The following is a 22,630-nucleotide window of genomic DNA, read 5'->3' on the forward strand; positions in this document are numbered from 1 at the left end:
CTAACCCCTAGACGAACGGACCATGAAAAACCTTGAAAAACGTCCTTTTTCAAAAGGTTGTGCAAATATAGAGGCTTGCTTTTAGAATAGCAAAGTGGGCACAGAAATTTATTTTGAAGGAGATCTAAAAACCTGATCTAAAGCAATTAAAATTTTGATTTATAAGAATCCCTTCCTTTTAGCTATTTTTAAATGTTGAAATTCACCCTTGATTCATGAACACCCATCCCACTTTACGCATCGCCATAAACGGCTTCGGAAGAATCGGCCGATATACGACCAAATTGATTTTAGAACATCCAGAACTTGAATTGGTCGCGATCAATGATTTGGCCGATAATCAAGCCATTGCGCATCTTTTAAAATACGACTCGATCCATGGCCGGTTGACTATGCCGGTTTCTTTGGAAGAAGGAAAATTGTTGGTGGGAGGACAATCCGTGAATTTATTATCCCAATCGGATCCGGAAAACCTGCCTTGGGAAGAGATGAATGTGGATTTAGTCCTTGAATGCACAGGCAGGTTTACCACTCGACAAGGAGCTGAAAAGCATTTGAAAGCAGGTGCAAAAAAAGTTATTATCTCAGCCCCTTCTCCAGATGAAAGCATCAAAATGATTGTTCTTGGCGTCAATGAATCCATCCTTACCGGTGAGGAGAAAATTGTATCCAATGCCTCTTGCACCACCAATTGCCTGGCGCCCATGGTTCATGTCCTCCATGATCAATTTGGGGTGGTAAAAGGCTATGCATCCACCGTTCATTCTTATACCAACGATCAAAATCTTCATGATGCCCCTCACCGGGACTTAAGAAGGGCACGAGCAGCGGCTTATTCCATCATTCCAACGACCACCAATGCGGGACGCGCCCTGGATCGGGTACTGCCTGAGCTGAACGGAAAAATTGAAGCCTCAGCAATGCGAGTTCCTGTTCCGGATGGTTCCTTGACGGATTTAATTGTTGAACTGGAGCATCAGGCAAGCGTTGCGGCGATCAATGATGCATTTTTAAAAGCCTCCAATGGGTATTTGAGAGGAATCATACAAGTGGAGGAAGACCCCATTGTTTCCATGGATATTTTAGCAAATCCCCATTCTTGCATCATCGACGCGGCACTTACCTCCTCGAAAGGTAACCTGATCAAAATTGTGGGCTGGTACGATAATGAAGCCGGATATGCCAACCGATTGGTAGACTTAATCGGGGTAATCACACAGAAAGCCCAGAGAAGTAAGGGCTAGGAAAAATCAATAGATCAACCGGTTTACCCCTGTTTTAATCCATCGAAATTGAGTTACTTTTCCCTGTTGAGAGCTAAAGCTTTGATCAAAAAATTAGGCAAAGGAGTTGACTTCTTGCGCAATTTAAGATTCAAATATAGGCCCAAAGGTGCAAAAATAGGCACCTTATAAGTTTCCACCAATTCGACCAGGGTCTGATCTGGATCTTCCAGGTACGCAAAACGGCCTGCAGCTTTACCCATATCAAAATTATCCTTACTGTCTACCTTAAATTCAAAACCCATCAATTTTGCTTTAGCCTTCAAACCATCCATTTGATTGACATCAAAGCACAAGTGAATGAATCCTAAATCTCCCCAAAATCGATGTTCAAAAACTTTCCTCCCAGGAGACTCCAAATTGGAGATCAATTCGATTTCGGTTTGGCACAGTAAGCGCCCAAATGCCCCACTGGGTACCGAGGTTTTGGCCAAGATTATTCTTCGAAACTTTCCTTGGCCTCCAGGTAAATGTTTGAATTCCTCAAAATGAGCGGTTTGATCTGCTTTAACCTGATCGTGCAAAAGTAAATCCCGATACAAAGACAAACTTTTTTCGATGGAGGAACAGCCAATTACTGCCCCGCAAACCCCACCTGTGATTCCTTTATTTTGAGTAAACCAAGAATCGTTTTCAATCAATTCAAATAAATTAAAAAAGGGATCTCGAACATAGAAATGAAGCGCTCCAGAGGGACTAAGGGAAGGAAGGGATATAATGGTAGCTCCCAGCTTTTCAAGGTGGATTTTAGCTTGATGAATATCCCTGCATCTGATTTTAATGGCCAAAATACCTAAGTCATTCAGCTGAATTGGGAAAGCTGCCGGCTGGGGTTCTCTTGAGGTGTATTGCCATACTTCGAAGCCTCCTCCACCCTGCAGGTTCATGGCTAAAATCGCATAGCGTTGCTCAACTTTTCCTCCGGTATAGGGTGTCATCAACGTGGCTGCTGCCCTGTCTTTGAAAATAGGGACATCCATCCCAAAAGCTTTTTTGTACCAATCCCATGAAACGCTTGCGTCAGTTACTCCAATTCCAATCTGTTGAATCCCGTTAATCGAATAGGTCATTCAGTTATTATCTGTGAGTGAGCATTTTATGGTATTGATCTCGAATTTCTTTGGGATCTCGGTTTTGCATAAAATACAGGAAAGCGACCAAGTTAGCCCATTGAACTTTAAACCAGCTATTTTTTTCATATTTCCTTGCAGATACCTGAATCGCCTTGGGAATGATATGAAAGTGAACGTTTTTTTTGACTCGACGAACCAAATCGAAATCTTCCATAATACAGAATTTCTCGTCAAAGCCTCCAATTTCCTTGAAAATTGCCCGGTGTATGAAAAGTGTTTGATCTCCTCCTCCAGCAAAAAGCCCGTTAAATCGCGTAAACCAGCCATTGATTTGAAGTAAGAATGATTGATGATCAAATCGATACCTATAGCAACCGACTTGGTGCCCCCTTTTCATGGCCTGACTAATATCCTGATAAAAGCCCTGTAAGGGTCGGGTATCCGCATGCACAAAATAAAGCATCTCTCCACTGGCTCGCTTGGCTCCTAGATTCATCTGAATGGCCCGACTTGATTTTTCGGTTTGAACAAAGTCCACCTGAGCAGATTGACAGAAACTTTCACTTCCATCCTTGCTTCCCCCATCTACCACGATGATCTCATGTGGGTAATCCTTCAGTTCCGCTTTGAGTAAGGGGATCAATTCCTGAAGGTTTGCCAATTCATTGAGTGTTGGGATGATTACAGATATTTTCATCAAAAAATCAGTTTACTTTTTGGATCACATAGTTTTTTATCGGATTCTGGATGACCACTTTGGTCAATTCCTGCCCAGTATAATAGAAGCGATTTCGGTTTCCGTTGATTTCGATCTCAAACACATCCTGCTCTACCTCTTCCACCTCACTCATCAATCCAAAGGTTTCCGAAACGATGAAATCCCCATCCTTGGGTTTTTCAAAGTAAAACTTTGCCGTGCTGCCTTCAATTACCTGTGAAATAGCCTTGGAATTTTCGAATTTATACGTCTCTGCATCCACCCGATAGTAATTTTCATCCCATTCGATTTTGCTAAAAAAATCACCTCGATTTGACTTGGAAGAAACTTCAGAAGTGATCAGCTGTTGACCTCGATAATCACAATTGATTTCATGGTCGAGGTAGATTTTTCCAAAAAACCAAAAACTGACCTGGCTTTGAAGTTGTAGATTTTGCTTTTCGCCGATTTGGAAAAACTTTGCTTTTAAATCTCCAATCTTAAAACCAGCCACTCGTATTTCATACGTATCGGTTATTGATTGGGCTTGTATAGGGGACAGCCCCCCTAGGCCCCACCCCAAGACTATCCCGAAGGCAAATAAAAACCGCCTGAATTTAACAGCAGCCTCCTCCATCATAAAAGTAGGTTGAGTCGGTAATGAGCAAATCCTTCCTATTCAGAGACTCCAGGTCCCTTGCTGTTTTGTCGCATATAGCCAGGGGCTGATTATGCATCAAAACATGACCTTTTTGATCATCAAAGTATTCCTGATCCCCAAAATAAACCGCTGCCTTCCCGGTAAATACGCAAGGACCATCAGCGGGCATGGGATCTTTGATCGCACATACTTCAACGGATTCTAATACGATTAGATGATCAGTCTGATATTGGCCTGGGGCCAACACCCGATAAGGACGCTTGGCACGGATTTCCACTGTACCAAATCCAGCTTCGGTAATCAGGTCAATATATTCCTTTAACGGAAGGGAGCCACTCAGGCATAAGGCTCTAAGCTTAGGGTCATCCCTCAATTTCTCCGGCATGGGATCTTCGGTAATCGGATCACTTAAAACCAGTCTGCCATGAGGCTTCAAGACCCGATACATTTCTGCCAGGGCCTTTCTGAGGTCTTCCTGGGTAAAGATATTAAAGAGGCAATTTTGAGCAGCCACATCAATCGAATTGTCCGTTAGGGGCAAATTCAAAGCCGTTCCTTTTTTGAGCGTGACAAAATCACTTGAAAACCAATCATTTTCCTGTTCGGCTAGTTGCAGATTTTTATCACAGGCAACCAGCATGTCCTCGACAATATCGACGCCAACCACCCCAGATACCTGTCTGGAAAAATAGGAAAACTGAAGCACTTCCATTCCTCCTCCCACTCCCACATAAAGAATGCGAGGATTGTTCACCAAATCGCGGGGATGAACCGTGCTGCCACAGCCATAATTCATTTCCTGCATGATTTTGGGAATTTTCAATCCCGGAAATTGCCAAATAGGCGAAGTGGTGCAGCACAAGCCAACATCCGGAGTTTGGGCTGCTTTGGCGTACACATCGATGGTGGTATCCAGGTAATTAGTCATAGGAGAAGTCTATTAAATCTTTTATTTTTTCCAAATCTTCAATCGTGTCAATATCGGTAAGAAGGGGTAAAAGTTCATAAGATATCTTACCGGTTTCCAATCTTTTTTTAGTTTGAATTGCCACCTCTGAGGTACTCCATTCCATTTGTTGAAATAATTGCGGAAAAAATTCCCTCATCCCCAAAAGATAATATCCTCCGTCTTCTGCTGGACCCATTACAACTTCACTACGGTCCAATCGCGCAAAAGCTTCAGACAACAAGTCTGGGGTAATTTCCGGACAATCTGTGCCGATGATCAGCACTTTTTCAAAATCACTTTGGAATAAATCATAAAATGCATTCGACATCCGCTCCCCCAACTCTTTTCCTCGCTGAAGCCGAAAACGATAGGACGAATCAGGGGAACTTTCTTGGGGAATAAAATTGGAAAAATACAGGTATTTTTCAACGGAAACTTGTTTGCAAACGCTATGCGTGTAAGCGCATAGCTGCCCGTAAATAGCCAAGGCAGTTTGATCTCCCAGGTCTTTGGCCAATCGGGTTTTCACCTTGCCTAATTCGGCATTTTTTTGAAAAATGATGATTGCAGACTTTTTCATTAAGCAGTCGTTCCCCCACAGCTGGAGCCTGCACCAGCAGTACATCCAAAACAATGTTTGTTGACAATAATTGACCGACTGGTTAAGGAGCTCATATTCCAGTCAGCGATATGCTGACTGTCAGGAGCATCTACCTTCAAATCAAGCATCTGATTGAAATCACAATCGTATAAAAACCCATCCCAACCGACAGAGATGGTATTTCTACACATAACATTTTCGGCGGCAATGGGATTAAAACTTTGGAGTAGTTTTTCCATATAGTCTTCATAGTTTTCACTCCGAACCAAATACTCTAAAAACCGACTAATGGGAATATTGGTAATGGCAAACAGGGAGTTAAACTGAATATCAAATTTATCCCGAAGCTTTTTCTTAAACTCAGCCTGCAAGGCCTCTTGCGCCGGAGGCAAAAAGGCCCCGGATGGATTGTAAACCAGATTTAAAACTAAATCAGATCCAGGAATCCCATACCCGACCGCATTGAGCATCTGAAGTGCCTTGATACTTTTGTCAAAAACACCGTTTCCCCGCTGAGAATCGGTTTTCATAGCCGAAAAATACGGTAAAGAGGAAACTACTTCTATCCGGTGTTTTTTATAAAACTCAGGTAGATCATGGTATTTGGGATTGGCCAGGATTATGGTAAGGTTGCACCGAACGATAATTGTACAAGTTGAATTGATTTTTCGGATTTCTTCGACAAACCATCTAAAATCAGGATTCATTTCTGGAGCACCACCGGTTAGATCTACCGTGGAAATTTCATGATTCCGAATAACTTCCAAGCAATCAGCCATCGTTTCGGGGGTCATGATTTCTTTTCGGTCTGGTCCGGCATCCACATGACAATGTTTGCAGACTTGGTTGCACATTTTACCCATATTGATCTGTAATATTTCAATTTGGGTCGGTTTGAGCGGAAAAAGACCGATTTGATCTAATTTACTTTCAAAGGAATCTATCTTACTTTGCTCAAGTATTTCTAGTTCAAATGCGGGTTCAGCGATAGGATTTTCTAATGCTTTTAGAGACTTCATTCCAACTACATCGAGATTTCATTGATTTTATTCATCATTTGGGTGGCATGCACCAAGGAGGCTCCTCCCCTAATGGCCGCTGCCACATGAACCGCTTCCATCATCTGTTCTTCATCGCATCCTTTTTCTAAAGTATCCGTAGTGTAGGCATCGATGCAATAAGGACATTGAATGGCATGGGCCACGGCGAGTGCAATCAGGGATTTTTCTCTGGCAGTTAATGCTCCTTCGGCAAAAACCTCCCCATAATAATCGAAAAATTTATCAGCAAGTGGTTTTTGCAGCTCACCAATTTTACCAAACTTTTTTAGGTCTTCCGGATTGTAATAAGTTTTCATAAATAGATATACGAATTGTTTTAAGTTAATGGATTGAAGGTATTCAAAAAAAAACACAAGAATGGCCGGAATGTTATTATTTGTCTTTGTGGGAACAATTTAAGTCAATATCCTATTATCCCTATAGACTTTAAAATAAAAAACCATTATGACACTACGATTAGGAGACATAGCTCCAAATTTTCAAGCTGAAACAAGTCAAGGCAAAATTGACTTTTATGAGTATTTAGGAGATGGATGGGGCGTACTTTTCTCTCATCCTGCTGATTACACTCCGGTCTGTACCACCGAACTTGGAGCTGTAGCCAAGTTAAAAGAAGAATTTGAAAAGCGGAACACTAAGGTTATGGCTTTAAGTGTAGATGGCTTGGAAAGCCATAAAGGCTGGATATCCGACATCAATGAAACCCAACATACAGAGGTGAATTTCCCAATCATCGCTGATGAAGACAAAAAGATTTCTCAGCTTTATGATATGATTCACCCCAATTCCAATGAGAATTTTACCGTGCGTTCAGTCTTTGTGATTGGAAATGATAAAAAAATCAAACTGATCATTACCTATCCAGCTTCCACGGGTAGAAACTTTGATGAATTGCTCCGGGTGATTGATTCCCTTCAACTGACTGCCAACTATTCAGTGGCAACACCGGTCAATTGGAAACACGGAGAGGATGTGGTAATTGCACCAGCAATTAAAGACCAGGACATTCCTGAGAAGTTTCCCAAAGGTCACCAAGTCATCAAACCTTACTTGCGGACTACTCCGCAGCCTAATTTGTAATTCGAAGGGAGTCTTATGGCTCCCTTTATTTTTTGATCTGCTCGATGGTTTTCACCACAGATTTAATCGAATCTGAAATTTTTGAGAACTCACCTGAAGCGACCCAATTCTTTCGAATGAGTTGGGAGCCCATGCCCACACATAGCACCCCGGCATCAAACCAAGGCTTGATACTTTCCAAATGAGGTTCAACTCCGCCGGTTGGAATGATTTCCACTTTTGGTAAAACCGCATGGACAGCCGGAACAAAATCAGGAGTGAGGATATTGGCCGGATAGATTTTTACCAGTTCGGCTCCTTGTTCGGTGGCTCTAAAAATCTCGGTCAAAGTCCCACAGCCCGGTACCCAGGGGATATCTACCTTTTGACAATATTCCCCCAATTTTTCATTCATAACTGGAGCCACAATAAATTCAGCACCCATATAAATGAATTCTTCAGCTTGCCAGGGATGATAAATTGTACCCACGCCAAGGGAAAGCCCGGGTAGCGACTCGGCTAATTTCTTCAGAGCGGGAAAAACCTTAGGGGCCTCCTCTCCGCGGTTCACCAACTCAATTACACGAATTCCCCCTTCGTAGGCGGTTTCCAAAAGCCGGAGACAGATCGCTTCCTCAGGATGATAAAATATAGGCATTACACCAGCTTGATGCATTTTTTGGATAAAAGGACTGGAAGGATTTCTCATGGTTAACGTTTGATTTTTCCGGAATTTCCCGCAATGACTTCTTTAATTTCATCCAAACTGGCGTACAACTGATCACCGGGTACACTGTGTTTTAAAGCACCCGCTGCCATGGCCAACTCGATGCAGTGAGAAGGATTGGTGTGCAAAAGGCCATAAATTAGCCCAGCGGCAAAAGCATCACCTGTACCTACCCGATCTACTATTGGAGTCAAATCATAGGATTTGGAATGGAAAGATTCGGTTCTTGAATGAAGTTCAGCAGAAATTGTATTGTGTGAGGCAGAATGAGTTACCCGCAAGGTTTGGCTAATCCACTCCAACTGATCAAACCGGTCAAAAGCATAGGCAGCAGCTTGATCAAAACTCTCAAAATGTTCATTCAGGCACTGTTCAAAATCACGCTTACCGGCAATCATGACCTGAGTATGTTCCATCAACTCAGGCATGATTTGGTAGGCAGCTTTACCATAGGCCCAAAGATTACTCCGATAATTCAAATCTCCACTAACCTTAACCCCCACCTTCTGGGCTTCACTAACGGCTCGTAGGGTTAGTCGGGCGCTTGATTGGGAAATTGCCGGAGAAATTCCCGACCAATGCAGCCAATCCGCATCTTTAAAAAGCTCCGCCCAATCCACAGAATCCGGATCCAATGTTGAAAAACTGGAATTCTCCCGATCATATATGATTTTTGAACCTCGGTCAAGCGCGCCTTTTTCCAGAAAATATGTGCCCAAGCGCCCTTCATTTTGGTAACAAAATGAAGGATCAATTCCCCATTGCCTAAGCTTGGCTATCGCTGCTTGACCCAATGAGTGAGCGGGAAAAGCTGTAAGATGCTGAACGAAAACTCCCCAAGTTGCCAAATTTGCGCCCACATTAGCCTCCGAACCTCCAAACTCAATTTCAAAATTTTGGGCTTGACAAAACCGCTGATGTCCAGGTGGAGAAAGTCGAAGCATTACTTCGCCAAGGGTAATAATTTTTTTCATGGTAGATTTGATCAGAGCCAACAAATTACCCATTCCCCTCAAAAATCCCCCATTTCAATCCCAAAAAATCTACGGAATCGCTTTCTATTGGGCAAAAAAAAGGATGATCCCTAGACCATCCTTTTTGATACTTTCACGGATTAGTTTAATTGAATCAGGGCTTCAATTTTAGAAGTGCCTTGACCTGTACCCGCATGGTAAGATCCGGTTAGCTTTCCCTCCCCTTTGGCATTTTTGAATTTTTTGGTTCCTCCCACGATGTGTACCACCGCTTCAAATTCTACCCTTCCATTTTCATCAGGAAAAGTGGCAATATTGGTTTCGCCTGAATAGAAGATGGCCGTTCCATTTTCGCTTACGGTAACAGAATGGACGTCGTCAGGAATATCAGTTAATCCAAAAGCAGCTAAAGCCTCTTCATGGAACTGCGTCACTGGAGCACCTTCAGAAGTGGTAGGTGAAGTTGCGACCTGATTGATGAATGAATAGACTTTTCCCATTCCTTGGCCTTTTCCTTCCCCGGTTCCGGGTAAAAAGATAAGGGGTGATTCCGCTGTACCTAAATTAAATGGCGTAATTTGATTGACAAAAGACTCTTCATAGGGAATATATCCCCCTTTCTTTAAATTTTCCCCGCCTTCTTCAAGCTCAGCGCTTTCGACCTGCGACTGTTCGGCTAAAGGAGTCTCAGTTTCTGAGATACAAGCTGCCGCTCCAAACAAAACTAGGATGAAAGCGAGCATTTTTTGGGTGATAGATAGCTGTTTTTTCATTTGAACATTTTTAAGGGTAATTGAATTTTAAGGTTGTTTGAAATAGAATTTTAAAATGAATGAAGCAAATAAACTTTTGCATATTCATATAATTGTATTTCATACCAATAAAAATGCCAAAAATAATTATTGCTCTATCAAAAGAAATTTTGCTGTTGACCCTTTTGACCGAATCTCCTTTGCCTCTTGATATTCCTTAGAATAATACCAATCCTTTGCACTTTTTTTATCCGGAAATTCTAACATCACCAATCGATCGTGTTTCCATTCCCCCTCCAATGCTTCTACTGGATTTCCCCGCAAAATAAATTTACCACCGTGAGCAGCCACTGTAGCCGGGGTTAGTTTTTTGTACTCATCATACACGGCAGAATCAAAAATATCCGCCTCTACAATCACAAATGCAGCCATATCTTTTTTTTCGAAAAATAAGACATTAACCCTTAAAAAACCTACTCAAAACCCAAACCTGCTGCAAATCGAACCTTGGCAAGTGCAATTTTTTGCTTGGCAAGGAGTTGATTAAAAGTAAGCCTTGAGTCAAAAACGGTAATTTCACGGGCGTTGATCAAAAACAGGCTACTTTCTCCGATCTCAAACCGTCTCAATTCAGCAGAAAGCAAACGCTCCAAATTGGAGACGTTTTGGCCAAAAGTAGTGACCTGCTGATCTAATATCCTAAAATTATTGATTTCTGACTCCAATTTAGTTCGGAGTTGAATTTCCTTTAATTCCCGTGAATTTTGCTTGAAATCAATTTTAGCCTTTGCCAAGCCTACCGATCCTCTGGCTTTTCTCCACAATAAGGGCGTATACACCGATACTCCCCATTTGTAATTGTTTTCAAAAAACGGTGCGGATTCAAATTGATTTAATTGCTCCACTAGAAAATTGTATTTGACTTTGACTACTGGTAAAATGGATTGAGCTTTCAATTTTCGGTCAACCTCCAAACCAGCCAGTTCAAAATCCGTCAAGCGGAGTTCCGGGTGGTTGGCCACCAAAGACCTCAACTCCTCGGCATTAATCAAGTCATTCCACTCCTCGTCCAAATCTTCAGGAATGATTTCTGGGTTCAAAACCATCGGGGTTTGATCCTCATTCCAGAGAAAAGTATTCAGAAATTGAGTGGCGGCAAAGTAATCATTCTGGGCAGTTTGCAGTCTGTACTGTCTGTTAAGCAATTGAGAATAAGCTTCTACGGTATCAATGGCCGCAAAATCCCCTTGCTCAAAGCTTCTTTTGATGGCATTGAATCTTACCTCGGCGAGCTTCACTCCTTCTTCCAATACTTGAAGGTTCTTATACGCTAAAGACCAATTCCAGTAGGATTCAAATCCTGATAAATACAATTGATTGAGTAATTGAATCCGTTCAACCTCTGTGGACTGCTGATAAATCTGAGCTTGTCTGAGGGCTGCCCTTCGTTCGTCCAAAATTAAGCCTTGTCCTAAATTGACCGAGGCTCCAGCGGCAAAAAGTCCCCCTGCAGGAACCCGATTTTCATTACCTAAAAACTCTCCTGAGTTTTGTTCAAAGGTTCCGTTCAGCTCCACACCCGCCCATGTGGGAATGCTCAATCCAGCCTCCCGTTTATCGTAGTAGGTACTTTCTTTAAACTCTTTATTATCCAGGGTTCCAAATAAAAGTGGATCAAAAGCTCCTCGGGCAGTCCGAAGTTCCATCGCACCCATTTCTAAGGTAATATCCGCCTGAGAAGCCACCGGGTGGTTTCGTTGCAGCCACTCCAAAAAGGTATCCACCGTTAAGGTGTCCGTCTGGAATGCCTGAGCAGAAATCATCTGAGAAGCAAAAAGAAGTGATAAAATTAATTTTCTCATTTTACCTTGATCTCATTTGAGATTGCATTTTTTTGTTCTTGGGTATAATAATCAGCCGGAAACCCATTGAGTTGTCGCCATATTTCATACCAGACGGGAACATCGTTGAGCAGCGCAATTCCATCTGCTCCCGAGCCAATCCGGAGAGCCTCCGGCCAAGCCTCTTCCTCTGGGTCTTCGATCACCAAAACCCGATATTGATTATTACTGCCGGCAAACTGGTCAATGGCAACCACCACCCCGCCGAAGGTGCCATTGGAGATCTGTGGCCATCCTGAAAATACAATTGCTGGCCATCCGTCAAAGATAAAACGCACCCGGTTACCTACTTTAATTAATGGAAAATCTACCGGCTGCACGTACATTTCTACTGCCAATTCAGCCTCAGCAGGAACAATGTTCAAAATAGGCTCCCCCTCTTTGATGGTTTCTCCAATCCCTACTTTTATTGCTTCAGCCAGGTAGCCATTTTGAGGAGCTAGAATGTATCTGAAATTGGTCCTCGCCTCGTAATTGGAATATTGATTTTCTAGCTTGGTTGCTGTAGCTTCGGTATCGAATTGCGAGGACATGGCCGTAAACATCTCTGATTCAGCTTTGGCTAATTTATCCTTGAAGTCATTGTCAATGGCATCCAGGTCCAGCCTGGCCGTAATCAGCATGTTTTGACTGCTCAGGTAATCGTTCTCGGCTGCAATCAGCTTTGCCTGAACGTCTTGAAATTTCAACCGTCGACTCTCTAGGTCAGTGAGGGATCTGAGTCCTTCGGCATAAAGACTTTCCCATCGTTCCAGCTGTTGCTTTCCAATATCAAAGTTAATCTGGGCTTGGTAGAATTTAATGCTGTCAGATTCCACCTTTAATTCGGCCATGCGTAATTTATTCTCTGCCTGCTCTAATCGTAGCACATTATTTCTTTTCAAGGCAGCAATCTGGGCTCGAAGGGCCTCTACTTTATTGCCATACGATTCAGCAGAAAGGTTTTTTGCATCCAATTGCAATTGGGTTCTAGGCAAAAGTAGGGAGTCAAAATATTCATCTTTGATTTCAGAAATTCGCACAATGGTATCCCCTTTGGCCACATAAGAACCTTCTGCTACATACCATTTTTCAATTCTACCGGCAATAACCGAATGAATCGTTTGTGGACGTTGATCAGGTCTAAGCGCAGTCACGTAACCTTTGGACCTGATATTTTGAGTCCAAGGCAAAAACAACATCATGAAGAATATCAACAGCAGGGCAGTCAATACTTTCACCCGCTTGTTGTACTCTCTCAATGGCAAGGTCATCACCAAACTTTTGGCACCACTGAAAGGAATGGATTCCGTAATTCGTATTTTCGAAATATTCAGCATGACTTATTGATTCGTTTTTAAGAATTCCAAATATTGGGAGTAGTTACCCTGAAATAAAAGTTTACCTTGGTCCAAGACAATAATCTGACTGGCCCGCTGAATCACCTCTTGATCCAAAGTAACCAAAAGCAATGTCCAGTCTCCCGACATCAAATAATCCACCAATTTCAGCTTAACTTCTTGGGTTTGATGCAAGAGCGCATTTTCCATAATCATTGCCTTCGGTTTACCGACTAGAGATCGGGAAATCAAAATACTCTGCACCAGTCTACGCGAAAGCCCTTTTCCTTCAGGAAGCAGTTCGGTTTCCAAACCCAAAGGCTTTTGATAAATATAATCCTGAAGACCGGTCAATTGGAGAATTTCATTGAGTTGGCTCTCCTCGTATTCTCTTCCCATCAGGATATTTTCATGAATAGTCCCATGAAAAATCTGCTCGACTTCCAAGCAATCCCCGACCAGGGTTCGAAACTTTTCCAGATGGATCATTTTGATCGATAGGTCATTCACCAATACCTCTCCTTCAAAATCCTCATACAAACCTGAAAACAAGGACATCAATGCACTTTTTCCACTTCCACTCTTGCCGGTGACGACTACCTTTTCACCTGCTTCAATGGTCAAATTAATATTGCGTAACAGGGGAATGTCTGCGTCTTTGGGTTGAAAACTCACATTTTTCATGGCAAATTTTAACCCCTCCTTTTTTGGAGTAATAATTTTTTCGCTCCCTGAACTATCTTCCAAGCCAAGGTCCATTAAATTCCCCAGTTTCTCCGTCGCTACCAAAGTATCATAAACAGTTTCCAAAGAGAGGATGAGCTTTTCCACCGAATTGACCACCAAAATGATGATTACTTCAGCGGCCACAAATTGACCAATACTGATCTGATCATTGATGAGCAATAAACTACCTGCCACCAACAAAGAAGTGACAATTAAGACTTTAAACCCGATCATTATTTTGTATTGGAAGATCAACACAGAAAAGTGCTTGGATCGAAAATCGACGTATTTCTGAAGCAATTTATCTGCTCTCAATACAGGCAGTCGGGTATTTCCCGCAAGCTTAAAGCTATTCATCGTCCTCCCCACCTCTTCCAGCCAATAAGCCGTTTGGTATTTGTAGGTTGACTCTTTTAGGGCGGTTTCCATTCCCTTAGGACCGGAGAAGTAAAAAATCAAAAACAGAATGAGCACAAGCGAGAGTCCAAACAAAATGAAAAAGGGATGGTAAACCGAAAGCAGCAAAAGACCAAATATCACTTGAAGCAATGCGGTCGAGAAGTCAATCAATATTTTGGAAAGACCTTTCTGGAGATTTACCGTATCAAAAAACCGATTGACTAATTCAGGACCGTATTTCCCATGAAGAATTTCTGCTTTGACCCGAGGAAGACGATAAGCAATGGAAAGCCCTGATTTGGAGAAGATCCGTTGCTGCAATTTCTCCATGATTTGAAGCTGAGAGATTTGCAAAAAACCACTAAATATCACCCCACCGGCCACGATTGCAACCAGAATAATCCAAGAAGTGGATATTCGGCCTCCTAAAATAAAATTTAAAATCGCCTGAATCCCCAGAGGCAATGAAAGCGTGATCAAGCCGTTGAGGACGGCATAGAAATAAATCGAATACACTTGATTTTTTTCCTCTCTGAGCAATCCAAAAAAGCGCTTGAGCGGAGTTATTTCCTTATTAGTTATCATTTTGAATGGTATTTATCACCAATTGATAAAAGAATTGAAAACGAGTGGATGCATTTAAGGTATTCTCTGTCATTCCAGGAAGATGTTGAGAATTAAATGATTGGAGCAAACTGGATTCCAAAACCGTATAAACTAATGTTTTTGGATAGGTGTAATTTGGGTTGATTTCTGTAACAATATTGGCTATCCGCTCTCCGAATTTATAGACCTGAGCAAAAATCCCCACCTCATGTTCTTGATCCACATCTTTGGTCAAATACCCTTTGATGGATTCATTGACGACAATTTCTCGGAGAATTTTGGGGTCCAAATTTTCATTTCTAAGGAAAATCGGTCCCTCTGCCAAAAGTTTGATCGAAAGCCTCAACCGTTCGGCAGGATCGACGAGATTGGCCGTACCAAAAACCAAATTATGTTCCATCCAGCCCCAGTACCAGGCCGTAAGGTACAGCAATAATTTATGCTTGTTTTCAAAGTAGCGATAAATCGCTGCTTCTGTGCTCCCGATTTGGCCGGATAGTTTTTTAAATGTAAAGTTTTCCAAGCCCAAGTCCCGGATCATTTTAGCTCCCTCTTGTACAATCGCCGTTCCCAGTTCTGAGCTAAAGGGCTCCTTTTGGTATAGGTTGGAGTTAACCTCAACCTTGATTTTGTTTAAAATGGCCTCCATACTTTTCCCTAATTTTAAGGCTGTAACGGAACCAAAACAGAAAAGGTTTAGTAAAGCTTCATTTTTTGTTAGTATTAATTACAACTTGCAAAGAAAAACTTTTATGGTTTCTATAAATTGATGCCCAATACACCAATAAGGGATGAATAACCACTAATCTGACCCAAGCCACCCAATCGGGAACGCAAAGTCCGCCCTCAATGCAGGAGCCGATTTGTATGAAGTAAATGTGTGATGGAACAAAAAAGAGTAAAAGAATAATGATTCCCCAAATCGCTTTTCGCCGATAATTTGGCAAAAGCAAGCCTATACCCAAGACTAGTTCAAAAAAACCAGCCCATGCATTTAAGGTCCTAGGCATCGGCAAATAATCAGGGATTAAGGGAAGGTAAAATTCGGGGCTGACAAAATGGTTGATACCTGCAGCGATGTAGAAAAAGGAAAGCAGGAAAAACCCAGCTTTGTAAATTTTTCGTTGAAAGTTCATTCACTCATGTTTACAGTAAAAGCTCCTCCAAGGTGAATTGTTTAAAAGGACTCTTAAATGAAATCGAGCATGACGTACCCGTCATACACCGCGAGGATTAGAATTGCGAGATTCCATCTGACGGCTAAAAAATAAATTATAAGAGATGAAATTACAGGGGAATGAATCACCTTTTTATGGGCTTAATCAGATCACGGCTTAGCTTTTCCCTCCTTTGTATCGAATCTTTCCTATCGCATAGAGGTAGAGTACCTTGGAGTAGCGAAGCATGACAGGAAGCAATAAACTATTGATTACTGCTATCGTTACCAGATACATCCATAGCTCTGGACGTTCAAAAAGGATATTAAGGCCAACAAAAACGGAAATAACCAACGCAACTGAAAAAGCATAGCTAATATACATTGCCCCATCAAAAAATCGGGGTTCGGGCTGTAGGTTGACGCCACATTGGGGGCAGGCACCATTGATTTGGGTTAATTTTCGAAAACTGAAAACCGATACTGGAAACAAGTTTCCCTCCCGACACCTTGGGCACTTTGCACCCATTATTGCTTCTCCTAATCCTTTTGCCATTTCCTTTTTTTTACGAAAATAATGGGTTACCTCATGGAGAAAAGTGACCAAAAGCACACGTTATTGGTGAAAAATCCCAGGTCATTGGCAATTTGGTTCTACCTGATTTCATCTAGGTCATAGTCTTTCCCTCTGCCCCACTGAAGCAATTCCTCTAGGGTATAATATTCCAAGGTATCTAAGTCCTTCACCTTGAAGTTTTCACCTCCAAGCCGTAAAACAATCTCCAATCTTCGAGTTTCACCCAGATTGATGAGCAGGTACCTCCGACCAACCCTCAAATTATCTATAGCTATAGCCATTGATCAGGATTTTTCTGGGATGATGACTGCTTCAGCTTCAAAGGTAATTTCCTTTTTGGGTTGGGTGATGGCCTCAATTTCTTTTGGAGATTTACCCTCATCCTCTGCATAGTGTCTTAAAGTTTCCACATCTGTCTCAACTAAGGTACCTACGCCTTTTAGTAAAACGGGGAATCCCTGGCTGTTGGTTGGAACAAAAAAACCATAATTTTTAAAAGTCACCCGCATACTCTCTCCATTGGGAAGATCCATGGTCAACCAACAGCCTTTACTTGCGCAGACTTCTTTAATTTCCCCTTGAATTACCCCCTCTGAAAATCCTTTATTCTCAACATCCTCAACAAATCGAGGTAAATGGGTAATTAGGATTTTCCCCTCCATCTCATCCCCATATTTACCGGGAACAGTTTCCGCTTTTCCAATTACTTTGCCCATTTCATGGGATTCCAAATCAGCAAAGGGCTCCCGCTCAGCTGTACTACAGGCAAAAAGAACCCAAATCCCCAATCCATATAACCACTTTAAATCGAACTTTTTCATAATCAATCCTTTTTTCAAAAATAAGTCCCTTTGGCCTGACTACAAAGAACAGCCTCAAAAGTCATGAATGATTTTAGGCCTTAAGGATGAATAAAACCACACAATCGATTGCGAAAAATCTAATGGATAAATGATTTTGAAGAATTTTATCAATAAAACTTCTGAAATTTTAACAATCCGTTAATTTTACATCAGAATTAATTCAAAGACCCTGCACATGCCTCAAACCAAAAAATTCATCATTGATTTTGACAGTACCTTCACTCAGGTGGAAGCACTCGATATCCTAGGGGAAATTTCCCTTGATGGAGACGCCTCAGCCGGAAAAAAACTACAAGCGATAAAGGACATCACCGATCAGGGAATGGAGGGATCCCTCACCTTTCGGGAGAGTCTGGAGCAACGACTTGAAATCCTTCAGGCCCGGAAGTCTCAAATCGCAGATCTAATTGAAGCATTGAAAAAGCGGGTTTCCAAATCTTTCGAGCGAAATAAGGAATTTTTGCAGGAAAATGCCGATGACATATTCATCATATCCAATGGCTTTAAGGATTTCATTATTCCTATTGTGGCAGATTATGGAATCAAAGAAGAAAATGTATTTGCCAATGAGTTTGTGTACGATGGCCAAGGAAAAATCGTAGATTTCAATCGGGAAAATCCCTTGTCCAAAAACAATGGAAAAGCCGAAACTATCAAACATCTCAAGCTCGAAGGGGATATTTATGTGATTGGGGACGGATATACCGATTATGAAATCAAAGCATCTGGTCTTGCCAATAAATTTTATGCGTTCACCGAAAACGTTCATCGTCCTAAGGTAACTTCCAAAGCAGATCACATTGCTCCTAGTTTTGACGAAATCTTATACATCAACAAGTTGAATACAAAATTTTCATATCCCAAAAGCCGAATCAAGGTTTTGCTGCTGGAAAATGTCCATCCAATCGGAGTTGAATTGCTCAAAGAAGAAGGATATCAGGTAGAAGTAGTTAGCTCGGCCATGACTGAGGATGAACTTTGCGAAAAAATCAAAAACGTTTCCATCCTGGGTATCCGATCTAAAACCAATGTCACCAAAAAAGTTTTAGAAAATGCCAACCGGCTGATTGCCATTGGTGCATTTTGCATCGGCACCAATCAGATCGACCTGGAAACTTGCCAAGAAAAGGGAATAGCGGTATTCAATGCCCCCTTCAGTAATACCCGTTCGGTGGTGGAGATGGCCATTGCGGAAATCATCTTTTTGATGCGAAATTTCTTCGATAAATCTGTGGGAATGCATCAAGGCCGCTGGGATAAATCAGCCAGCGGAAGTTTTGAAATCCGAGGAAAAAAACTCGGAATTGTCGGCTATGGGAATATCGGGGCTCAGCTTTCTGTTTTGGCAGAAAATATGGGTATGAACGTATTTTATTACGATGTCATCGAAAAACTTGCTTTGGGAAATGCCACAAAAGTAGACACCCTGGAAGAACTTTTACAAAATTGTGATATCATTTCCCTTCACGTGGATGGGCGAAAAGACAATAAGTGCCTGATTGATTCATCCAAAATCAATTTGATGAAAAAGGGAGCCATATTAGTCAATCTGAGTCGAGGTCACGTTGTCGAAATCCCTGCCTTAAAAGAGGCTATACGATCTGGACAGTTGGCTGGATGTGCGGTGGATGTATTTCCTGAGGAACCCAAAAACAACAATGAGCCCTTCCAGTCCGAATTAATCGGTCTTCCCAATACGATTTTGACCCCACACATCGGAGGCAGCACTTTAGAGGCCCAGGAAAATATCGCTCGTTTTGTTCCCGGGAAAATCATGGAATACATCAATACGGGAAACACCTTCAATTCGGTAAATTTTCCAAATATCCAATTGCCTTTCCTTAAAGATGCGCATCGATTGATTCACATTCATCAAAACGAACCCGGCGTTTTAGCTAAAATTAATCAGGTCTTGGCCGGTTATCAGATCAATATTGTGGGTCAATATCTCAAGACCAATGAAAAGATAGGCTACGTGATCACCGACATTGATAAAGCCTACACCAAAGAAGCCATCGATGCGCTTAAGAACATTCACGGGACCATCCGATTCAGAATTCTTTATTGATGTTGAATTCCCCAACCTGATGGTTCAAAAAAATCCCAGCCGATTGATTCACCTGGGATTTTTTTATGCCTCAATGATTCTTCTCAAGTAGTTTATCTGTCCTAGATGGTAATTGAGATGGCCGTAGAGATGGGCTAAAAAGAAACCATAAGTCATCGGTTTTCCAAAATGCTCAATGGGATATTTTTCATGCAAAATTTGATCTTCCAAGCGATCTAAACTCGATTTAACCTGATTTTTGCAAAGAAGAATTTCCTCTAAAATCATATTTTTGGGAAGATTTTTGACAGAAAATTCCCGCTCCCGATCTCGTTGGTAATCAAAGCCACCTAATTCATGACCGATAAAATGCCGGAGATTTCCACAGAGATGGACCGCTAAATTTCCAGCAGAATTGAGCACGCCCGATGGAATGACCCATAAATTCGATTCGGGATTAAAATCATTGATTTCCAGTTCCAATCGGCCTAAATCCCGATCGAAAAGTTCTTGAAAATAGGTGGTCATTTTTAAATCTGTTTTCATATAAAAATAAGGTGGCGCGCTGCAAAAAACCAATGCGAGTATGGCTTAATCCTCAATGACATTCCTCCGCTTCCCATATTTGGATGGAATCGAAGGGTTAGGGTTTGGATTTGAAGGAGGACTGTTCACTTCTGCAACCTTCGATTGAGCTGTTGGCTTCGGACCTTCTTTTTCCTTCCTATTTCCCCCTTTCTTTTTTGCAGATTTGCCCTTGGATGATTTTTTGAAATTAGTCGTGGAAGTACCGGATTTGGAGGATTTCAGCTCAGGACCAGACTCAAATCCCTCCGGTAAGGGTAAACGAGTGATTTGCATCCCAATCAATTCCTCAATTCGTTGAAATTTAAAGGCATCTTTGGGATTCACAAAGGTGATTGCCTCCCCTTCCATATCTGCACGGGCGGTGCGGCCAACCCGATGTACATAATCTTCGGGATCGCTCGGAGTATCATAATTGATTACCAGCTCAATTCCAACCACATCAATTCCTCGGGAAATAATATCGGTCCCTACCAGAATTTTCACTGCCTTATTTTTGAAAGCAGACATGATTTTTTCACGCTCCACCTGCTCTAAATCCGAATGAAAAGCTTCGACATCAAACTCCTTTTTCAGGGCCTTAAACAGGGCCTTCACCTTATCTTTGGTAGAAGCGAATATGATCACGGCTTCGTAATTTTTCTGAGAGAGGATATGCTTGACCAATTCCTCTTTTTGGGTATCATATACTGCATACATGGCCTGGGTTACACCCGAAGCAGTTTTACCGATAGCAATTGAAATTTCTTCAGGATTTCGAAGGATTTTCATGCTAAACTGACGGATTTTTGGCGGCATGGTAGCCGAGAACAGAACCGTTTGCCGATTTTTTGGAAGGTAATTGACAATTTTGAGAATATCATCCGAAAATCCCATATCCATCATCCGATCCGCTTCATCTAAAATTAAATGCTCCAAGGAACTCAGGTCAATTTTTCCTCCGGCCAATAAAGCAATTAATCTTCCTGGAGTAGCAACGACAATTTCCGCCCCGGTTTCCAGTGCTTTTTTCTGTTGCTCCCAAACAATGCCATCTCCTCCTCCATAAATGGGAATGGAACTGATTCCCAAAAAATAGGCAAACCCTTGGATTTGCTGATCGATTTGGATCGCAAGCTCCCGGGTAGGAGCCAATATCAAGGTGTTGAGTGTATTGCTTCCTGTTTTGGAAATCTTATTGAGAATAGGGAGAATGAAAGCTGCAGTCTTACCCGTACCGGTTTGGGCACAGGCAATCAGGTCTTTTCCTTCCAGCATGACTGGAATTGCTTTTTCCTGAATGGGAGTCGGCTGCTCAAAACCCATGGCGTCCAGACCTTCTTGCAGCGAGGATTCGAAATTAAATGACGAGAAATCCAAAATGATTGACTAATTATAGGTGAAATAATGGCTAATGCCTTCTTCAAATATAGCTTGAAATCCTTTGCAAAGCCAACTCCCCTTTTTTGCAACTTAAAACTATTCGACTATTCGAGGAAAAAAGACTCAATTGCATAGCTCTGACATTTAACTTATATTTCCCTACTTCAAGAATCGGATAGCCAAATGAATCAAAATCTTCCTTACAAATGCTGCCTAATTTTCATTTTTTACCTTTTAGGTTCCAGTGTGGCTAATGCACAAACCTACGCTCTTCAAGGTAGGGTAATCGACTCAGAAACTGGAAATTACTTGGATGGGGTTAATGTCACACTTCGAGGTACGCCCTTTGGAAAAACCAGTGTGGCAGGAGGTAATTTCAAAATTAATGATCTGCCGGCCGATCATTATACCCTGTCGCTTACGATCGAAGGGTACAATCGTTACGAGCAACAGGTTCATCTCAAAAAGGATTTGGATTTGGGGGATATTCACCTGATCCGAGTGGGCGCTGAAGGAACAGTTTCAGCTTTGCAAAAAACGATTCGATCCGACAATGTAATTCGCTTAATCAACGAACGTCCCAATTTTCTGGGGGGAAACATGGTCTATGGAATTCCCCCCGAACCCAAAAAAGTAGAGGGTGATAATTATTTGGACAGAAAATGGAATACTGCCTCTATCCTCCTGTATCGAGATCAGCAAATGCTCGAAGGATTTCGCGTCCGGTATAATATCACCTCCAATATGTTTGAATTGATGGAGCCGGAAAATAACCTGGTTTCTATTCTTCCCGGTTTGAGAGTTCAGAATATTGTCTGGGTTGATTCTACCTACCGTGTTCCCCGTTATTTTGTCAATGGGATGGATTTTTTAGAGGATGGGAGCCCAATATCCGGATTTTTTGAGGTGCTCGTCGAAGGAGAAATGCCTTTAATGCGAAGAACATTAGCTGTTTTTAAGGAATCCACCTACAATACTGCACTCATGGTTGGTGAGCGAAATGACAAGATTCTAAAAAGAGACCATTATTACTACCTAAGCGAAAAAAACATCATCGAAATTCCCCGAAAGCGGAAAAAATTCTTCCTGATTTTTGGAGATAAAGCCCAAGAAATGGAAGCGTTTGCTTCCAGTAACCTGTTGAATATCAAAGACCCAAAAGCTATATTTCAACTATTCACCTATTACAATTCAAAATTCCCTGACTTTCGGCCCATCATCAATCAGCTGATCGATTCCAGTGATTAAACGA

General features: G+C 41.8%; 25 protein-coding genes and 1 tRNA gene (1 of these 26 running past the window's edge). 4 read left to right on the forward strand and 22 right to left on the reverse strand.

The window, feature by feature from the left end:
* Nucleotides 1-22 (reverse strand) — tRNA-Glu (locus Q0L00_RS13520); it reaches 150 nt to the left of the window's first position.
* A gap of 193 nt (nucleotides 23-215) precedes the next feature.
* Between Q0L00_RS13520 and gap the strand changes: the two genes are divergently transcribed.
* Nucleotides 216-1,244, forward strand: a complete 1,029-nt coding sequence (gene gap, locus Q0L00_RS13525; RefSeq protein ID WP_297337414.1) for a type I glyceraldehyde-3-phosphate dehydrogenase — start codon at nucleotides 216-218, stop codon at nucleotides 1,242-1,244.
* A 53-nt stretch (nucleotides 1,245-1,297) separates the two neighbouring features.
* Here gap and Q0L00_RS13530 read toward each other — a convergent pair whose 3' ends face one another.
* From Q0L00_RS13530 to Q0L00_RS13560, 7 genes are read right to left on the reverse strand one after another with little or no spacing between them, the layout of a single operon-like run.
* Nucleotides 1,298-2,353, reverse strand: a complete 1,056-nt coding sequence (locus Q0L00_RS13530; protein ID WP_297337415.1) for a VOC family protein — start codon at nucleotides 2,351-2,353, stop codon at nucleotides 1,298-1,300.
* Between the two features lie 7 nt (nucleotides 2,354-2,360).
* Nucleotides 2,361-3,053, reverse strand: a complete 693-nt coding sequence (locus tag Q0L00_RS13535) for a TIGR04283 family arsenosugar biosynthesis glycosyltransferase (protein ID WP_297337416.1) — start codon at nucleotides 3,051-3,053, stop codon at nucleotides 2,361-2,363.
* A gap of 7 nt (nucleotides 3,054-3,060) precedes the next feature.
* The gene (locus tag Q0L00_RS13540; RefSeq protein WP_297337417.1) at nucleotides 3,061-3,693 is read right to left on the reverse strand and encodes a DUF6134 family protein; all 633 of its coding nucleotides are present in this window, start codon (nucleotides 3,691-3,693) and stop codon (nucleotides 3,061-3,063) included.
* The gene (gene arsM, locus Q0L00_RS13545) at nucleotides 3,671-4,642 is read right to left on the reverse strand and encodes an arsenosugar biosynthesis arsenite methyltransferase ArsM (protein ID WP_297337418.1); all 972 of its coding nucleotides are present in this window, start codon (nucleotides 4,640-4,642) and stop codon (nucleotides 3,671-3,673) included. Before arsM ends, Q0L00_RS13540 begins: the two co-directional genes overlap by 23 nt.
* Nucleotides 4,635-5,243 (reverse strand): TIGR04282 family arsenosugar biosynthesis glycosyltransferase, encoded by a 609-nt coding sequence (locus Q0L00_RS13550; protein ID WP_297337419.1) that lies wholly within the window; start codon nucleotides 5,241-5,243, stop codon nucleotides 4,635-4,637. Before Q0L00_RS13550 ends, arsM begins: the two co-directional genes overlap by 8 nt.
* Entirely contained in the window at nucleotides 5,243-6,283 is a 1,041-nt protein-coding gene (gene arsS / locus Q0L00_RS13555; RefSeq protein WP_297337420.1) for an arsenosugar biosynthesis radical SAM (seleno)protein ArsS, read from the reverse strand. The genes Q0L00_RS13550 and arsS overlap by 1 nt, the downstream gene beginning before the upstream one ends.
* 5 nt (nucleotides 6,284-6,288) lie before the next feature.
* The gene (locus Q0L00_RS13560) at nucleotides 6,289-6,621 is read right to left on the reverse strand and encodes an arsenosugar biosynthesis-associated peroxidase-like protein (RefSeq protein ID WP_297337421.1); all 333 of its coding nucleotides are present in this window, start codon (nucleotides 6,619-6,621) and stop codon (nucleotides 6,289-6,291) included.
* 148 nt (nucleotides 6,622-6,769) lie between these two features.
* Here Q0L00_RS13560 and Q0L00_RS13565 point away from each other — a divergent pair, with 148 nt between their 5' ends.
* A complete protein-coding gene (locus Q0L00_RS13565) occupies nucleotides 6,770-7,405 on the forward strand; it encodes a peroxiredoxin (RefSeq protein ID WP_297337422.1) in 636 nt (211 codons plus the stop codon).
* Between the two features lie 25 nt (nucleotides 7,406-7,430).
* Here the strand turns inward: Q0L00_RS13565 and Q0L00_RS13570 are convergent, their stop codons facing one another.
* The 12 genes from Q0L00_RS13570 to Q0L00_RS13625 form a co-directional block, all read right to left on the reverse strand.
* On the reverse strand, nucleotides 7,431-8,093 hold the full coding sequence (locus Q0L00_RS13570) for a bifunctional 4-hydroxy-2-oxoglutarate aldolase/2-dehydro-3-deoxy-phosphogluconate aldolase (protein WP_297337423.1): 663 nt from the start codon (nucleotides 8,091-8,093) through the stop codon (nucleotides 7,431-7,433).
* A gap of 2 nt (nucleotides 8,094-8,095) precedes the next feature.
* On the reverse strand, nucleotides 8,096-9,085 hold the full coding sequence (locus Q0L00_RS13575; RefSeq protein WP_297337424.1) for a sugar kinase: 990 nt from the start codon (nucleotides 9,083-9,085) through the stop codon (nucleotides 8,096-8,098).
* 140 nt (nucleotides 9,086-9,225) lie between these two features.
* The gene (locus Q0L00_RS13580) at nucleotides 9,226-9,858 is read right to left on the reverse strand and encodes a hypothetical protein (RefSeq protein WP_297337425.1); all 633 of its coding nucleotides are present in this window, start codon (nucleotides 9,856-9,858) and stop codon (nucleotides 9,226-9,228) included.
* A gap of 126 nt (nucleotides 9,859-9,984) precedes the next feature.
* A complete protein-coding gene (locus Q0L00_RS13585) occupies nucleotides 9,985-10,269 on the reverse strand; it encodes a DUF1330 domain-containing protein (protein ID WP_297337426.1) in 285 nt (94 codons plus the stop codon).
* Nucleotides 10,270-10,310: 41 nt separating this feature from the next.
* On the reverse strand, nucleotides 10,311-11,699 hold the full coding sequence (locus Q0L00_RS13590) for a TolC family protein (protein ID WP_297337427.1): 1,389 nt from the start codon (nucleotides 11,697-11,699) through the stop codon (nucleotides 10,311-10,313).
* Nucleotides 11,696-13,057, reverse strand: a complete 1,362-nt coding sequence (locus Q0L00_RS13595) for an HlyD family efflux transporter periplasmic adaptor subunit (protein ID WP_297337428.1) — start codon at nucleotides 13,055-13,057, stop codon at nucleotides 11,696-11,698. The genes Q0L00_RS13590 and Q0L00_RS13595 overlap by 4 nt, the downstream gene beginning before the upstream one ends.
* A 3-nt stretch (nucleotides 13,058-13,060) precedes the next feature.
* Nucleotides 13,061-14,767 (reverse strand): ATP-binding cassette domain-containing protein, encoded by a 1,707-nt coding sequence (locus tag Q0L00_RS13600; RefSeq protein WP_297337429.1) that lies wholly within the window; start codon nucleotides 14,765-14,767, stop codon nucleotides 13,061-13,063.
* On the reverse strand, nucleotides 14,757-15,437 hold the full coding sequence (locus tag Q0L00_RS13605; protein ID WP_297337430.1) for a TetR/AcrR family transcriptional regulator: 681 nt from the start codon (nucleotides 15,435-15,437) through the stop codon (nucleotides 14,757-14,759). The genes Q0L00_RS13600 and Q0L00_RS13605 overlap by 11 nt, the downstream gene beginning before the upstream one ends.
* 58 nt (nucleotides 15,438-15,495) lie before the next feature.
* Entirely contained in the window at nucleotides 15,496-15,924 is a 429-nt protein-coding gene (locus Q0L00_RS13610) for a hypothetical protein (protein WP_297337431.1), read from the reverse strand.
* 198 nt (nucleotides 15,925-16,122) lie between these two features.
* Nucleotides 16,123-16,500 (reverse strand): DUF983 domain-containing protein, encoded by a 378-nt coding sequence (locus tag Q0L00_RS13615; protein WP_297337432.1) that lies wholly within the window; start codon nucleotides 16,498-16,500, stop codon nucleotides 16,123-16,125.
* A 98-nt stretch (nucleotides 16,501-16,598) separates the two neighbouring features.
* Nucleotides 16,599-16,802, reverse strand: a complete 204-nt coding sequence (locus tag Q0L00_RS13620; RefSeq protein ID WP_297337433.1) for a hypothetical protein — start codon at nucleotides 16,800-16,802, stop codon at nucleotides 16,599-16,601.
* 3 nt (nucleotides 16,803-16,805) lie between these two features.
* Entirely contained in the window at nucleotides 16,806-17,342 is a 537-nt protein-coding gene (locus tag Q0L00_RS13625; RefSeq protein ID WP_297337434.1) for a DUF4920 domain-containing protein, read from the reverse strand.
* Between the two features lie 217 nt (nucleotides 17,343-17,559).
* Here Q0L00_RS13625 and serA point away from each other — a divergent pair, with 217 nt between their 5' ends.
* A complete protein-coding gene (gene serA / locus Q0L00_RS13630) occupies nucleotides 17,560-19,452 on the forward strand; it encodes a phosphoglycerate dehydrogenase (RefSeq protein WP_297337435.1) in 1,893 nt (630 codons plus the stop codon).
* Between the two features lie 63 nt (nucleotides 19,453-19,515).
* Here serA and Q0L00_RS13635 read toward each other — a convergent pair whose 3' ends face one another.
* Together Q0L00_RS13635 and Q0L00_RS13640 are read right to left on the reverse strand one after the other, a co-directional pair.
* Nucleotides 19,516-19,977: a DinB family protein gene (locus Q0L00_RS13635; protein WP_297337436.1), complete on the reverse strand. Its 462-nt coding sequence runs from the start codon at nucleotides 19,975-19,977 to the stop codon at nucleotides 19,516-19,518.
* A gap of 45 nt (nucleotides 19,978-20,022) precedes the next feature.
* Entirely contained in the window at nucleotides 20,023-21,375 is a 1,353-nt protein-coding gene (locus Q0L00_RS13640; protein WP_297337437.1) for a DEAD/DEAH box helicase, read from the reverse strand.
* Between the two features lie 186 nt (nucleotides 21,376-21,561).
* On the opposite strand from Q0L00_RS13640, the gene Q0L00_RS13645 reads away from it, so the two are divergent.
* Nucleotides 21,562-22,626, forward strand: coding sequence for a carboxypeptidase-like regulatory domain-containing protein (locus Q0L00_RS13645; protein ID WP_297337438.1), 1,065 nt, complete (start codon nucleotides 21,562-21,564; stop codon nucleotides 22,624-22,626).
* Nucleotides 22,627-22,630: the final 4 nt, after the last annotated feature.

It is taken from the genome of Algoriphagus sp. (assembly GCF_024305035.1).
Taxonomy (GTDB): Bacteria; Bacteroidota; Bacteroidia; order Cytophagales; family Cyclobacteriaceae; genus Algoriphagus.

Bases quoted from the DNA above. Each gene is read 5' to 3' on its own strand.
- gap (WP_297337414.1), top strand. From the start codon at position 216: ATGAACACCCATCCCACTTTACGCATCGCCATAAACGGCTTCGGAAGA.
- Q0L00_RS13530 (WP_297337415.1), bottom strand. From the start codon at position 2,353: ATGACCTATTCGATTAACGGGATTCAACAGATTGGAATTGGAGTAACT.
- Q0L00_RS13535 (WP_297337416.1), bottom strand. From the start codon at position 3,053: ATGAAAATATCTGTAATCATCCCAACACTCAATGAATTGGCAAACCTT.
- Q0L00_RS13540 (WP_297337417.1), bottom strand. From the start codon at position 3,693: ATGATGGAGGAGGCTGCTGTTAAATTCAGGCGGTTTTTATTTGCCTTC.
- arsM (WP_297337418.1), bottom strand. From the start codon at position 4,642: ATGACTAATTACCTGGATACCACCATCGATGTGTACGCCAAAGCAGCC.
- Q0L00_RS13550 (WP_297337419.1), bottom strand. From the start codon at position 5,243: ATGAAAAAGTCTGCAATCATCATTTTTCAAAAAAATGCCGAATTAGGC.
- arsS (WP_297337420.1), bottom strand. From the start codon at position 6,283: ATGAAGTCTCTAAAAGCATTAGAAAATCCTATCGCTGAACCCGCATTT.
- Q0L00_RS13560 (WP_297337421.1), bottom strand. From the start codon at position 6,621: ATGAAAACTTATTACAATCCGGAAGACCTAAAAAAGTTTGGTAAAATT.
- Q0L00_RS13565 (WP_297337422.1), top strand. From the start codon at position 6,770: ATGACACTACGATTAGGAGACATAGCTCCAAATTTTCAAGCTGAAACA.
- Q0L00_RS13570 (WP_297337423.1), bottom strand. From the start codon at position 8,093: ATGAGAAATCCTTCCAGTCCTTTTATCCAAAAAATGCATCAAGCTGGT.
- Q0L00_RS13575 (WP_297337424.1), bottom strand. From the start codon at position 9,085: ATGAAAAAAATTATTACCCTTGGCGAAGTAATGCTTCGACTTTCTCCA.
- Q0L00_RS13580 (WP_297337425.1), bottom strand. From the start codon at position 9,858: ATGAAAAAACAGCTATCTATCACCCAAAAAATGCTCGCTTTCATCCTA.
- Q0L00_RS13585 (WP_297337426.1), bottom strand. From the start codon at position 10,269: ATGGCTGCATTTGTGATTGTAGAGGCGGATATTTTTGATTCTGCCGTG.
- Q0L00_RS13590 (WP_297337427.1), bottom strand. From the start codon at position 11,699: ATGAGAAAATTAATTTTATCACTTCTTTTTGCTTCTCAGATGATTTCT.
- Q0L00_RS13595 (WP_297337428.1), bottom strand. From the start codon at position 13,057: ATGCTGAATATTTCGAAAATACGAATTACGGAATCCATTCCTTTCAGT.
- Q0L00_RS13600 (WP_297337429.1), bottom strand. From the start codon at position 14,767: ATGATAACTAATAAGGAAATAACTCCGCTCAAGCGCTTTTTTGGATTG.
- Q0L00_RS13605 (WP_297337430.1), bottom strand. From the start codon at position 15,437: ATGGAGGCCATTTTAAACAAAATCAAGGTTGAGGTTAACTCCAACCTA.
- Q0L00_RS13610 (WP_297337431.1), bottom strand. From the start codon at position 15,924: ATGAACTTTCAACGAAAAATTTACAAAGCTGGGTTTTTCCTGCTTTCC.
- Q0L00_RS13615 (WP_297337432.1), bottom strand. From the start codon at position 16,500: ATGGCAAAAGGATTAGGAGAAGCAATAATGGGTGCAAAGTGCCCAAGG.
- Q0L00_RS13620 (WP_297337433.1), bottom strand. From the start codon at position 16,802: ATGGCTATAGCTATAGATAATTTGAGGGTTGGTCGGAGGTACCTGCTC.
- Q0L00_RS13625 (WP_297337434.1), bottom strand. From the start codon at position 17,342: ATGAAAAAGTTCGATTTAAAGTGGTTATATGGATTGGGGATTTGGGTT.
- serA (WP_297337435.1), top strand. From the start codon at position 17,560: ATGCCTCAAACCAAAAAATTCATCATTGATTTTGACAGTACCTTCACT.
- Q0L00_RS13635 (WP_297337436.1), bottom strand. From the start codon at position 19,977: ATGAAAACAGATTTAAAAATGACCACCTATTTTCAAGAACTTTTCGAT.
- Q0L00_RS13645 (WP_297337438.1), top strand. From the start codon at position 21,562: ATGAATCAAAATCTTCCTTACAAATGCTGCCTAATTTTCATTTTTTAC.